Consider the following 12368-nt stretch of genomic DNA (forward strand, 5'->3'; position numbering starts at 1 on the left):
CGAACCGAGCGGTCAGGGAAAGGAACGAGCGCCATGCGTGAGAACCCGAAGAGCCCGAGGAGCCGGTCGCAGGAGTCCCGGGAGCCGCAGGAGTCGTCCGCCCGGCTGGCCGCGGCCCTCACGGCCGCCGTCGAACACCGCTGGCCGGTGGTGCCCGGCACCGTGCTGTGCGGCGGCCGCTGTTCCTGCGGGGAGCCGGACTGCCCGGCGCCCGGCGCCCATCCGCACGACCCGTCCCTGCTGGCCGCCACCACGGACCCCCGGATGGTGCGCTGGTGGTGGGAGCGGCAGACCCCGGACGCGCCGGTGCTGGCCGCCACCGGCTCCGCGGTCTCGGCGGTCAGCCTGCCCGCGGCGGCCGGTGCCAGGGCGCTGGTCCACCTGGGCGCGCTGCGGCTGCCGCTCGGCCCGGTGCTCGCGATGCCGGGCCGCTACGCCCTGCTGGTGGCCCCGTACTCGCTCGACGCCCTGGGCGAGATGCTCGCCCAACTCCCTTCGGTGCCAGGATCGTTGCGCTACCACGGGCCGGGCGGCTTCCTGCCGCTGCCGCCCGGCGGCGGGGCCGGGAGGGTGCGCTGGGTGCTGGCGCCGCGGCCGGCCGCGGCCGGTGGGGTCCGGTTGCCGCAGGTCGGGCCGCTGCTGGGGGAGTTGGTGGAGGCGACGGTCCGGCTGGACAGCGGGCGCTCGACGTACTGACGGATCGCCGGGTCGGGCCGGACTCCGGGCCCGGTGGTGCGGGGCGTTCCGGAAAAGAAAAGATCCGGCCGCTGGCGACGGGGGATGCACCAGCGGCCGGACTCTTTAGACAGTAACAAGGATCCGCGCCCGCGCCAATTTCCAAGACGCCCTCCAGGCCCGGAAATTGCGGCTTCCCGGCGACAATGTGACGCGTATCACCCGGATCCTGCGCGCTTTAGTTCAGGGTGACCTGACGGTTCACCAGGTTCGCGCGGGCGCGCCGCTCCTCGGCGGTCAGCTCGGTCGGGTCGGCGAGGACGGCGGCGAGCCGCTCGCCGAACTCGGCGGCCGGCTTCTCGCAGTCGGCGGCGGTCATGGCGAGCGGGAGGTCCCACACCGGGACGGTCAGGCCGTGCGCGCGGAACGAGCCCACCAGGCGGGTGTCCGCGCCGAGCGAGGCCTCGCCGGCGGCGTTCAGCCGGGCCAGCGCGTCCAGCAGCCGCTCCTCGGGCACGGTCATCACCCAGCGCAGGTGGTTCTTGTCCGGGGTGCCGCACCAGTAGGCGGCGTCGACGCTCGCGAGCTTCTCGGTCGGGATGGCGGAGGCGTTGGCGCGCTCCAGCGAGGCGGCGACCTCGCCGGTGGCGGTCTCGGCGTCCTCCAGCCAGAACTCGAAGCCGGTGTGCACGGTGGGCGTGAACGCGGCGGAGGCGTCCAGCAGGTCCTGGAGGCGGCGGCCGCCCGGGACGGTCCGGCGGGCCGGGACGGGGCTGCCGGGCTCGGTGGCCAGGGCCAGCTCCAGGGCGTCCGCGAGGTCGCGGCTGAGGTCGCCCGAGGAGGACTGGGTCTGCAGGCCGAGCAGGATCGAGCCGTCGGGGCGGCGCAGGGCCGGCCAGGCCAGCGGCAGCACCGTCGCCAGGGTCACCGACGGGACGTCGCCCCCGGCGGTCGCGGTCACTCCGGCGGCCAGCGTCAGCGGCACCGTGGCGGCGGGCACCAGCTCGCGCAGCGCCACCCAGTCGGCCTCGCCCGGCAGGCCCTCGAACGGGCGGTGCACCAGCTCCTGCACGGCGTGCGAGGCCTCCCGGCCGTGGCACGCCTTGTAGCGGCGGCCCGAGCCGCAGGGGCAGTCCTCGCGGGCCCCGACCACGGGGATCTCACCCGTGACGGCGGTGGTGGACTGGCGCTGCGGCGCCTTCTTGGCGGCCTTCTTGCCCATGCTGCGGCTCTCCCGGGGACGGTGGTCCTGTTTCACGGGAAGCCTACTGAGGTTCCCCCGGCGCGCGGGAACGCGCCGGGGCGGGCGCCGGTCGGACGGGTGCCGTACGCCCTGGTGCCGTACGCCCTGGTACCGGTCGGACGGGTGCCGCTCGGACGGCTACGCGCTGCGGGCGGTGCCGCCCCCGGTGCGCCGGGCGTGCCGGGCGCGGGCGGGCAGCGCCGCCCAGACCGTGACCTCGCCGGGCGCGTCCCGGACGCCCCAGTCGCTGGCCAGCTGGTCGACGATGGCCAGGCCGCGGCCGCCGCGCGAGGTCAGCGAGGGGCTGGCGGGCAGCGGCCGGGTGGCCGCGCCGCCGTCGGTGACCTCCAGGGTGAGCACGCCGTCGGCGTGCATCTGCCAGCGGACCAGCACACCGCCGGCCGGCTCGGCCGTGCCGTCCTCGGGCTCCCGGCCGCCCGGCGCCGGGTGCGTCCCGGAGGGGACGCCGACCAGCACCTGGTCCACCACCTCCGCCCGGGCGCCGCGGCCCAGGGCGGGCAGCGGGCCGAGCGGACGGGCGTACCGACAGGCGTTGCTCAACAGTTCGGAAAGGATCAGAACAGCATCATCGATGACCGGTTCCGGTATCTGCCGGTCACCCAGATCTCGACGCAGTCGGCGCCGTGCGACCCCGACACTCGCTGGGCCGTGCGGCACTGCCATGGTCGATGAAGTCGGCACTTCACGCGCCACCATCAACGCCACCCCCGGACCTCCTTCAGCGTATGCCGAGGGATGGATGCCCCTTGGTAATGCGTCGGAAACGACTGTCGGAGGATCCTGCGGGCGCTTTTCCGGCGGCGCGACTCAGGGTCGACAAGAGGTCATTCCGTGCTCACCCTCCGTCGCCCGATCGCAAGAATTCCGGCAATACCGTGCGCGGAAGGTTTGACTGCCGACCGGGGTGATCAGGTTTCCCCGGGTACCCGGGGCGCCCGGCCCCGGCTCAGCGGCCGAGCTGGGCCAGCACCTCGGCGGGCCTGTTGGTGATGATCGCGGAGACCCCGAGCTCCAGGCAGAGCTCGACGTCGGCCGGCTCGTCCACCGTCCATACGTGCACCTCGTGGCCCAGCTCGCGCAGCCGGGGCACCAGCTGCGGCTTGGCCTTGATCAGCTCGATGCCGGGGCCGGCGATCCGGGCCCCGCCCGGCAGCGGCTGCCCGGGGCGCAGGCGGCCCAGCAGCGGCAGCATCCGTTCGATCAGGAACACCCGCCGGTAGTCGGGCGCGGCGGCGGCCACCCGGTTCAGCGCGATCGAGGAGAAGCTCATGATCCGGGCGGACGGGCGCTCGCCGTCCGGCGCGGTGCCGATCTTGTACCGCTCCAGGGTGCGCAGCAGCTCGGCCTCGACCCGGCCGCGGAACCGCACCGGGTGCTTGGTCTCGATCGCCAGGTCCACCGGGCGGCCGCAGTCCACCACCAGTTCGAGCAGCCGCTCCAGCCGCAGCACGCCGCGCAGCTCGGGGTCGGTGCTGGGCCGGCCGGTCTTCCAGGCGCCGAAGTCGTACGCCTCCAGCTCGGCCAGCGTCATCGCGGAGACGGTGCCGCGGCCGTTCGAGACCCGGCCGATCCGGCGGTCGTGCACGCAGACCAGGTGGCCGTCGGCCGTCACCCGCACGTCGCACTCGACGGCGTCCGCGCCCTCGTCGAGCGCGCGCCGGTACGCCGCGAGGGTGTGCTCGGGCAGGGCGTGGGAGGAGCCGCGGTGGGCGATCACCTGGACGGAGGGCGTGGTGCGCGCCGCCGCCGAGGGCAGTTCTGGGCTGGTCACGGCCCCAACGATAGGGGGCGCGGGTGAACCCGGGGCGAAGCCGGTCCCAACCTGCGGGGCCGGCTCCGCCCCCGGTGCGTCAGGCCCGGGCGGTGCGGCGGGTCAGCGGGGTGAGGCCCCAGGTGACCAGCGCCGGCACCAGGAAGGCGAACAGCGAGGCCGAGGTCCACTCCTGCGGGGTGAAGTGCAGGGTCCGCTGGGCCGAGGTCCAGAAGTCCACCCATCCGTCGCCCACCGCGGTCGGCGCGATCAGCTGGTAGACGGCGAAGCCCAGCACCCACGGCAGCAGCATCAGCCAGCGGGACGGTGCCCGCTCGGAGAGGTCCCAGCCGTGCCGGCCGGCGCCGAAGAAGTAGTCCACCGCCAGCACCGCCAGCAGCGGTACGAAGACCGAGCCGATCAGGCCGAGGAAGTTGCTGTAGGTGTCGGTGAACCGGTCGATGCGCAGCGCCAGCACGGTGGTCAGCACGCCGATCCCGCCGCTCAGCACCCGGCGGTCCACCCGCGGCAGCAGGTTCTGCAGCGACATCGCGGTCGAGTAGACGTTGGCGAAGGACTGGTCGGTCTCGCGCAGCACCAGCACCAGGAGGAACAGCCAGCCGGCCCAGACACCGAGGAAGGAGTCGAAGATCCGGCTCGGGTCGCCGTCGGACTGGAGCAGCGCCATCAGGCCCAGCACGTAGCACCAGACCTGGGCGACGGTGTAGCCGGAGAAGCTGCCCCAGAAGGCCGACTTCGGGCTGCGCGAGTGCCGGGTGTAGTCGGCGGCCATCGGGACGAAGGAGATCGACACCGCGATCATCGCGTCGGTGGCGCCCAGGAAGCCGTGCCAGTTGCCCGCGCCCGGGTCCGGCACGCCCTGGCGGCCCAGCTGGACGGTGAAGTACACCATCGCGACCGCGACCGCCCCGGCCACGAAGCGGCGCAGCACCGCGATCGAGCCCAGCGGCCAGATCGTCAGCGCGGTGGTCAGCGCGCCCGCGAGCAGCACGAACAGCCAGCGGTAGTCGCTGGTGTGGGCGACGGTCTGGGCGCCCGCCGCGATGGTCAGCAGCTCGAACACGCCCCAGCCGACGCACTGGACGATGTTCAGCACGGTCGGCAGGTAGGACAGCCGGGTGCCGAACAGGCCGCGCAGGTTGGCCATCGCCGGGGCGCCGGTGCGGGCCCCGATCAGCGCGGCGACGCCGAGCATCGCGGTGCCGACCGCCGTACCGGTCACGATCGCCGTCACCGCGGCGGCCAGCGACAGCTCGCTGCCCTTCTCGCCGAGCACGGTCGCGGCGGTGGAGAAGCCGATCAGGCTGACGCCGAGGTTCATCCACAGCGCGAAGTGGTCCCGGAAGCGCAGGGTGCGCGGCGGCTCGGTGTCCAGGACCAGCGGTGCCTCGACGCGGTGGTCCAGCAGCGCGGCGCCGGCGCCGGCCGGGTCCGGCGGGAAATCCTTGGACGCGGGCGCGCCCGGAGAAGAGGATGGCGAAGCAGGCGGCATGGCCGATACTCCCTACGCCGGCATTACCCGGACAGGTTCCGGCGGTCAGCGCCCCCTCGACGGTCCGCCGGTCACTGGCCTGGCGTACGGTCGACATGCGCACTCTCAGCCTGGTCGGTCCAAGCTCCCGCGTGTCAGTTTGGAGCGACAGGCTAACCGGCACGGCTACGAACGCCAAAGGCCACGGGGTGCGCGGTCCGCATCGCGGGACGCCGGGCGGGGGTGGGGAGCCCCGGTTGTCGGTGGCGGCTAAGGATTCTTATGAGTTATTCAGAGGGGTCCTTACGGCAATCGAATCGCCGGTGCGAAAAACTATGGTCCTTGGTTCTGTCAGCTATGGAGGTCGTCCGTGAGCACCGAGCGCGAGGTTGGGCCCACCGGGCCGCAGGGGGAGCAGCCCGCGGGGGCCCCGGAGGCGGCGGGTGCCGTTCCCGACGGCACCGCTCAGGGCGGCCACAAGCCGACCATGGCCTTCAGCCGGGTTCCCGAGCCGAAGGACGAACCGGTGGACAACCCGGTGGCCGGGCCGGTGGACGGGTCGGCCGACGCCGCCCCGGCCGACAGCGGGCATCAGCCGACCATGGCGTTCGGCCGGGTCCCGGAGCCGGCCGCCGCGAGCGCGGCGGCCGAGGCCGCCCCGGCGGAGGGCGGGCACCAGCCGACCGTCGCCTTCACCAAGGTGCCCGCGCCGGAGGCCCCGGCCGCGCCGGCCGCGCCCGCCGTCGAGGAGCCCGCCGTCGACCCGGCCACCGGCTACATCGACGCCCCGCCGCCGGTCCTGCCGCCCGCGCCGCCCGCCCCGGCCCCGGTCGCCGCCGCTCCGGCCGCGCCCGCCCTGCCGCCGGGCACCCCGGGCACCAACCCGTACGCGACCCCGACCCACGGCGTGCCCGCCGCCGGCGCCCACGAGGGCTACGGCGTCCCGGCCGCCAACGCCCAGGAGCCGTACGGCGCCCCGGCCGCCGGTGCGCCCGTCGCGCCCGGCGCACCCGGTCACCACCCCTTCGGCGCCGGCCAGCCGCTCGGCGGCTGGGGCGGCGGCCACGACGCCGGCGCGGGCCACCCCGGCGGCCCCGGCGGTCCGTTCGGCTACCCCGCCGAGTACCCCGGCGGCCCGGGCGGCCACGGCCCGCGCAAGAAGCGCGGCGGCCTGGTGGCCCTGCTCGCGGCCGTCGCGCTGGTCGCCGGCATCGCGGGCGGCGCGGTCGGTGTGGTCGCCAGCGACCACGCGGGCAGCAGCAGCTCGGCGGACGACCACCGCAGCACCACCGTCCAGGCCAGCAACACCCAGAAGAACGAGCCCGTCCCCGGGTCGATCGCCGCCATCGCCCAGAAGGCGCTGCCCAGCGTCGTCACCATCAAGGCGCAGAACAGCACCGAGTCGGGCACCGGCACCGGCTTCGTCTTCGACACCGAGGGCCACATCCTCACCAACAACCACGTGGTCGCGCCGGCCCTCAACGGCGGCAAACTGACCGTCAAGTTCGCCGACGGCACCTCCTACACCGCCTCGGTGCTGGGCCACGCCGAGGGCTACGACGTCGCCGTGGTCAAGATCGACAACCCGCCGAAGAGCAAGCTGTCGCCGCTGCCGCTGGCCGACTCCGACAAGGTCAACGTCGGTGACGCCACCGTCGCGATCGGTGCGCCGTACGGCCTGGAGTCCACCGTCACCAGCGGCATCGTCAGCGCCAAGGACCGCCCGGTCGCCTCCGGCGACGAGACCGGCTCGCAGGCCTCGTACATGAACGCCCTGCAGACCGACGCCTCGATCAACCCCGGCAACTCCGGCGGCCCGCTGCTGGACTCCAGCGGCGCGGTGATCGGCATCAACTCGGCGATCCAGTCCAACGCCTCCGCCAACGGCCGGGCCGGCAGCATCGGCCTGGGCTTCGCCATCCCGATCAACCAGGCCAAGTGGGTCGCGGACACCCTGATCAAGACCGGCAAGCCGGTCTACGCCAAGCTCGACGTGCTGCGCAACGACGACTACAAGGGCGACGGCGCGCAGATCCAGACCAAGGACGTCCAGGGCCAGCCCGCCGTCACCCCCGGCGGCGCGGCCGACAAGGCCGGCCTCAAGCCGGGCGACGTGATCACCAAGCTCGGCGGCGCGCCGATCGAGAACGGTCCCGCCCTGGTCAGCCGGATCTGGACGCACAAGCCGGGCGAGACCGTCGACGTCGAGTACACCCGCAACGGCCAGACCATGACCACCAAGGTCACGCTCGGCCAGCGGGACGGCGATCAGTGACCCCCCGGGCCCGCGGAATCGTGTGCGCCGAAGGCCGTCGGACCCGTTAGGCTGACCTCCGCCTGGAGAGCTGCCCGAGCGGCCTAAGGGAACAGTCTTGAAAACTGTCGTGGCGTGACCCGTCACCGTGGGTTCGAATCCCACGCTCTCCGCCGGTAGGAGAAAACACCTGCTCAGGGCGGGTGCCGAGATCGTTTCGGCACCCGCCCTCGGTGTTTTCCGGGGCGGGCCGGCGGCGGGCCGGCGGTGGGCCGACGCGGGGTCGCGGCCGGGCCGGCGGCCGGGGGTTGACCCTGACACAGGGGGAGACGGTGGAGTGGGAGCACCATGTTGAACATCGGAGACTTCGCCGTCCACGGCCGGGTGTCGGTGCGGATGCTGCGCCACTACGACGCGATCGGCCTGCTCACACCCGCCAGGGTGGACCCGGCCACCGGGTACCGCTCCTACGAGGCGGGCCAACTCGCCCGGCTGAACCGGGTGATCGCGCTCAAGGAACTCGGCTTCACGCTGCAGCAGGTGCGGGCCGTGCTGGACGAGCACCCGGACCCGGCCGAGCTGCGCGGGATGCTGCGGTTGCGGCGGGCCCAGCTCGCCGAGGCGATCGCGGCGGACGAGCAGCGGCTGGCCCGGGTGGAGGCGAGGCTCCGGACGATCGAGAGTGAGGGGAACATGTTCGAGCACGATGTCGTGGTGAAGCCCGTTCCGTCCGTGCGGGTGGCCCAACTGAGCGGTGTGGCGGCGAGTTACGCGCCGGAGGACATCACCCCGGTGATCGGCCCGCTCTTCGACGAGCTGTGCCGACGGGTGGAGCAGGCCGGGATCGAGGTGGTCGGGCCGTCCGTCGCCCGGTACGAGGACGGGCCGGAGGGCGACGGTTCGGTGGTCGTCCGGGTGGCCCTCCAGGTCGCGCCGTCCGTGCGGGCCGGCCGGGACGACATCGAGGTGGTCGACCTGGCGCCGATCGAGGAGGCGGTGACCATCGTCCACCGCGGCTCGATGGACGACGCGATGGGCAGCTTCCAGGCCCTGGCCCGCTACATCGACCAGAACGGCTACCGCTCGACCGGCTACGCCCGGGAGCGCTACCTGGAGACCCCGGCCGACCGGTCCGGCTGGGTCGTCGAGTTCCAGGAACCGGTGGTCCGCAGGTAGCGGCCGCCGCTTGCCCTCGACCAGGTCGAGGGTCCTAGCGTCACCCGGCATGACCACCGCGACCTCCGCCGGGACGGCCCGGCGCACCGCCCTGCCCCGGCCGTACCTGCTCTGGCTGGCCGGGGCCCAGGCCGGGCTGCTGGGTGACGCCGCGCTGTCCTTCGCCCTCGGCTGGGCCGCCTCCGGGTACGGCGGCGGGGCGGCCGGGCTGGTGCTGACGGCGGTCACCGTGCCCCGTACGGTGCTGGTCCTGCTGGGCGGGGCGGTGGCGGACCGGTTCGGCGCCCGCCGGGTGATGCTCGTCGGGGACGCGGTGATGCTGGTGGTGACCGCCGCACTGGCGCTCGCGGTGGCCGGCGGCCGGGGCGCGCCGCTGTGGCTGCTGGTCGGGGCGGCCGTGGTGACCGGGGCGGTCGACGCGTTCCACCTCCCGGCGAGCGGCTCGATGCCGCGCCGGCTGGTGCCCGCGGACCGGCTGCCCCGGGCGCTCGCGCTGCGGCAGGCCGGCGGGCAGTGCGCGGTGCTGCTCGGGGCGCCGCTGGGCGGCCTGCTGGTCGCCGGGGGCGGGCTCGCGGGCGCGGCGGCGGCGGACGCGGTGAGCTTCGCGGTCGTCCTGCTGGTCCTGCTGCGGGTCCGGCCGGACCGGGAGGGGCCCGGTCCGGCTCCCGCCGCCGCCCCGGTGGGCCTGCTGCGGGAGGCGGGGGCGGGCGTCCGGCTGGCCCTGGGGGATCCGCTGCTGCGGGCCGCGCTGCTGCTGACCGGGGCCGCCGCGGGGGCGCTGCTGCCCGTGGTCTCGCTGCTCGGCCCGCTGCTCGCCCGGGCACACGGCTGGGCGGCGGGCACCGCCGGACTGGTGACCGCCGGTCAGGCGGCGGGGGTGCTCGCGGTGGCGGCGGCGGTCGCCTGGCGCGGCGGGCTGCCCCGGCCGGGGGTCGGGGCGGCCGCCGGGCTCTGCACGGCCTCGGCGGGCACCGTGCTGCTGGCGCTGTCCGGCGGTCCGGGGGCGGCGGTGGTCGGCAGCACGGTGGTGGGCCTCGGCTCCGGACTGTTCGCCTGCCACCTCGGGCCGCTGGTGCTCGGCGGTGCCCCGAACTCCCATCTCTCCCGGGTGCAGGCCCTGTTGACGCTGGTGCAGAGCCTCGCCCTGGTGCTGTCCACCGGGCTGCTCGGGACGGCCGCGGACGCGACGGGGGCCGTCCCGCCCGCCCTGCTCTGCGCCCTCGCCACCGGGGCGGCCGGGCTGGCGGCCCTCGCCACCCCGGTGCTGCGCCGGGCCTGACCGACCGGCACCGCCGGTCGGCGGGACACGGGCCGGCGGCCGGTGGCCGGTGCCGAGGCCCACTTGCCCGGCTCCGGGCCTCGGGGCAGAGTGCGGAGGTGGCGGCGGCGCGGTGGTGACTGGAGGCGGCGATGAGTGATCTGACGGACCGACTGGCGCTGGGCCTCCCGGCGGAGGCGGTGGTGGTGGATCCGGACGTGACCGCCGCCTACAGCCACGACATGGCGGGCTTCTGCGCCGCCGGGACGCCCGCCGTGGTGGTCTTCCCGGAGACGGTCGAGCAGGTGCAGCACGTGCTGCGCACCGCGACCGAGCTGCGGGTGCCGGTGGTGCCGCAGGGGGCCCGGACCGGGTTGTCGGGGGCGGCGAACGCCGTCGACGGCTGCGTCGTGCTGTCGCTGGTGAAGCTGAACCGGATCCTGGAGATCGACCCGGTGAACCGGGTGGCGGTGGTCGAGCCGGGCGTGGTGAACGCGGAACTGTCGCGCGCGGTCGAGGAGTTGGGTCTCTGCTACCCGCCGGACCCGTCCAGCTGGGAGTCCTGCACGATCGGCGGCAACATCGGCACCGGCGCGGGCGGGCTCTGCTGCGTGAAGTACGGCGTCACCAGCGAGTACGTGCTCGGGCTGGACGTGGTGCTGGCGGACGGCCGGCTGCTGTCCACCGGGCGCCGCACGGCCAAGGGAGTGGCCGGGTACGACCTGACCCGGCTGTTCGTCGGCTCGGAGGGCACCCTCGGGGTGGTGGTCCGGGCGGTGCTGGCGCTGCGGCCCGCGCCGGAGCCGCAGCTGGCGCTGGCGGCGGAGTTCCCCAGCGCGGACGCGGCGGGGGCGGCGGTCTGCGCGGTGATGGAGCGCGGGCTGACCCCGTCGCTGATGGAGCTGATGGACGCGGTCTCCGTCCGGGCCGTCAACGAGCTGGGGCAGATGGGGCTGCCGGAGTCGACCCGGGCGCTGCTGCTGGTGGCCTTCGACGGGCCGGACCGGGAGGCCGGGCTGGCCCGGGTCGCGGAGCTGTGCCGGGAGGCCGGGGCGACCGAGGTGGTTCCGGCCGAGGACCAGGCGGAGTCGGACCTGCTGCTGGCGGCCCGGCGGCTGGCGCTGCCCGCGCTGGACCGGCTGGGGACCACGATGATCGACGACGTGGCGGTGCCGCGCTCCCGGCTGGCCGAGATGCTCAACGGCGTCGCGGCGATCGCCGAGCGGCACGCGCTGACGATCGGGGTGGTCAGCCACGCCGGGGACGGCAACACCCACCCGATCGTGATCTTCGACGCCGCGGACCCGGAGCAGACGGCGCGGGCCCAGCGCTCCTTCGACGAGATCATGGCGCTCGGGCTGGAGCTGGGCGGCACCATCACCGGGGAGCACGGGGTGGGGCTGTTGAAGCGGGACTGGCTGGCCCGTGAGCTGGGGCCGGTCGGGCTGGACCTGCAGCGGCAGGTGAAGGCGGTCTTCGACCCCTTGGGCATCCTCAATCCGGGCAAGATGGTCTGATTTTCGGCGTGGATATCTTCTCCTCATGCGCATCCTTCGGCCCGCATTCTCGGTACGACTTTCCGATGGTCTGTGAATGGCTGGAAAGTCGACTTGGAAGGGTGGGCGAACCTTTCGGGGGCGTGTTCAGGGGTGGCCCGCGCCGGGGGTGGTGCGCCCGGAGGTTCGTACGGCACTGACGCGCCGTCGTCCGACGTCCGCGGAAAGGCCGCCGAACGGGCGAAGTCGCAGGTCAGTAGCGGTGTGTCGGCGCACTGTCCGATCTTCCGCCCGTTATGCGCGGCCCGGGTGGATATCACGCTAACGGGCGAAAACTGCTCCGTCGGCTAGTGCTTTGTCGATTTGTTGCGGAAGTCTTTCTCCCGGCGTCGCAGCCCGCAGGTGTTCGTCTGGCCGGCGAACCCCCGCACCATGCTCGACCAATGCACGATTAACGGCTTCTTGGAGGCTCACATGGCTCGCTTCAACACCCGCCGGGTGTCCGGGTTCCTGCTCGCCGCCCCGCTGGCGGCCGGTCTGCTGCTGGCCGGTGCCGGGGCCGCCGCCGCCGACAACGGCGCGGGCGCCGCGGCCGGTTCCAACGCCGGCGTGGTGTCCAACACGGGCACCGGCAACATCTTCGGCGGCCTCGACGGCAACTACGTCTCCAACCAGCAGACGGCCACCGGCGCCGGCGCCTCGAACCAGAACAACACCGTCGCGGTGAAGGACAACGCGGGCAACGTCCTGGCCGGTCAGGGCAACAAGAACATCAACGTCATCTTCGCCCCGATCTTCCCCTGACGGCCCCGGGTGCCACTGCCGGCGGGGGCGCCGGAGGTGGACGGCCGCGGGTGAGCTGAGCATCCGCGGTGGGGTCCGGAACGGTCACCGGGCGGGCTTCCCGCCCCGGGCGGACCGGGGAGACCGGACGAACGCATGGACCGGCCAGCGGAAAGGGTCGCCGCGAAGCCGGCCTCGTGGGCGGTGCCGCCATCGGCAC

10 protein-coding genes, 1 tRNA gene and 1 riboswitch are annotated in these 12368 nt (G+C 74.3%); of the genes, 7 read left to right on the forward strand and 4 right to left on the reverse strand.

All coding sequences use genetic code 11. From position 1 onward, the window contains the following. Positions 1–33 precede the first annotated feature (33 nt). Positions 34–696 (forward strand): bifunctional DNA primase/polymerase, encoded by a 663-nt coding sequence (locus ACFWXO_RS11775; protein WP_375882657.1) that lies wholly within the window; start codon positions 34–36, stop codon positions 694–696. 217 nt (positions 697–913) lie between these two features. On the opposite strand, the gene ACFWXO_RS11780 is transcribed toward ACFWXO_RS11775, so the two are convergent. From ACFWXO_RS11780 to ACFWXO_RS11795, 4 genes are all read right to left on the reverse strand, one after another. After that, positions 914–1897 (reverse strand): DUF5926 family protein, encoded by a 984-nt coding sequence (locus ACFWXO_RS11780; RefSeq protein WP_380396425.1) that lies wholly within the window; start codon positions 1895–1897, stop codon positions 914–916. 159 nt (positions 1898–2056) lie between these two features. Continuing rightward, a complete protein-coding gene (locus ACFWXO_RS11785; RefSeq protein ID WP_380396426.1) occupies positions 2057–2644 on the reverse strand; it encodes an ATP-binding protein in 588 nt (195 codons plus the stop codon). A 241-nt stretch (positions 2645–2885) separates the two neighbouring features. Next, on the reverse strand, positions 2886–3710 hold the full coding sequence (locus tag ACFWXO_RS11790; protein ID WP_375882651.1) for a glycerophosphodiester phosphodiesterase: 825 nt from the start codon (positions 3708–3710) through the stop codon (positions 2886–2888). 79 nt (positions 3711–3789) lie between these two features. Further along, complete coding sequence (locus tag ACFWXO_RS11795) at positions 3790–5202, reverse strand: purine-cytosine permease family protein (RefSeq protein ID WP_380523399.1); 1413 nt, start codon at positions 5200–5202, stop codon at positions 3790–3792. Beyond that, positions 5195–5343: riboswitch (TPP riboswitch) on the reverse strand. Its footprint overlaps the gene before it by 8 nt. Before the next feature lie 208 nt (positions 5344–5551). On the opposite strand from ACFWXO_RS11795, the gene ACFWXO_RS11800 reads away from it, so the two are divergent. The 6 genes from ACFWXO_RS11800 (at position 5552) to ACFWXO_RS11825 (ending at position 12169) form a co-directional block, all read left to right on the forward strand. After that, positions 5552–7456, forward strand: a complete 1905-nt coding sequence (locus tag ACFWXO_RS11800; RefSeq protein WP_375882647.1) for a S1C family serine protease — start codon at positions 5552–5554, stop codon at positions 7454–7456. Positions 7457–7520: 64 nt separating this feature from the next. Further along, positions 7521–7608, forward strand: a tRNA-Ser gene (locus ACFWXO_RS11805). A 175-nt stretch (positions 7609–7783) separates the two neighbouring features. Beyond that, positions 7784–8611, forward strand: coding sequence for a MerR family transcriptional regulator (locus ACFWXO_RS11810; protein ID WP_380523400.1), 828 nt, complete (start codon positions 7784–7786; stop codon positions 8609–8611). Positions 8612–8660: 49 nt separating this feature from the next. Beyond that, complete coding sequence (locus tag ACFWXO_RS11815) at positions 8661–9890, forward strand: MFS transporter (protein WP_380523401.1); 1230 nt, start codon at positions 8661–8663, stop codon at positions 9888–9890. Between the two features lie 131 nt (positions 9891–10021). Next, on the forward strand, positions 10022–11386 hold the full coding sequence (locus tag ACFWXO_RS11820) for an FAD-binding oxidoreductase (protein ID WP_380523402.1): 1365 nt from the start codon (positions 10022–10024) through the stop codon (positions 11384–11386). Positions 11387–11839: 453 nt separating this feature from the next. Next, a complete protein-coding gene (locus ACFWXO_RS11825; RefSeq protein WP_375882638.1) occupies positions 11840–12169 on the forward strand; it encodes a hypothetical protein in 330 nt (109 codons plus the stop codon). Positions 12170–12368: the final 199 nt, after the last annotated feature.

The organism is Kitasatospora sp. NPDC059088, from assembly GCF_042738155.1.
In the GTDB taxonomy this organism is placed as follows: Bacteria; Actinomycetota; Actinomycetes; order Streptomycetales; family Streptomycetaceae; genus Kitasatospora.

Bases quoted from the DNA above. Each gene is read 5' to 3' on its own strand.
- ACFWXO_RS11775 (WP_375882657.1), top strand. From the start codon at position 34: ATGCGTGAGAACCCGAAGAGCCCGAGGAGCCGGTCGCAGGAGTCCCGG.
- ACFWXO_RS11815 (WP_380523401.1), top strand. From the start codon at position 8,661: ATGACCACCGCGACCTCCGCCGGGACGGCCCGGCGCACCGCCCTGCCC.
- ACFWXO_RS11825 (WP_375882638.1), top strand. From the start codon at position 11,840: ATGGCTCGCTTCAACACCCGCCGGGTGTCCGGGTTCCTGCTCGCCGCC.
- ACFWXO_RS11820 (WP_380523402.1), top strand. From the start codon at position 10,022: ATGAGTGATCTGACGGACCGACTGGCGCTGGGCCTCCCGGCGGAGGCG.
- ACFWXO_RS11795 (WP_380523399.1), bottom strand. From the start codon at position 5,202: ATGCCGCCTGCTTCGCCATCCTCTTCTCCGGGCGCGCCCGCGTCCAAG.
- ACFWXO_RS11810 (WP_380523400.1), top strand. From the start codon at position 7,784: ATGTTGAACATCGGAGACTTCGCCGTCCACGGCCGGGTGTCGGTGCGG.
- ACFWXO_RS11780 (WP_380396425.1), bottom strand. From the start codon at position 1,897: ATGGGCAAGAAGGCCGCCAAGAAGGCGCCGCAGCGCCAGTCCACCACC.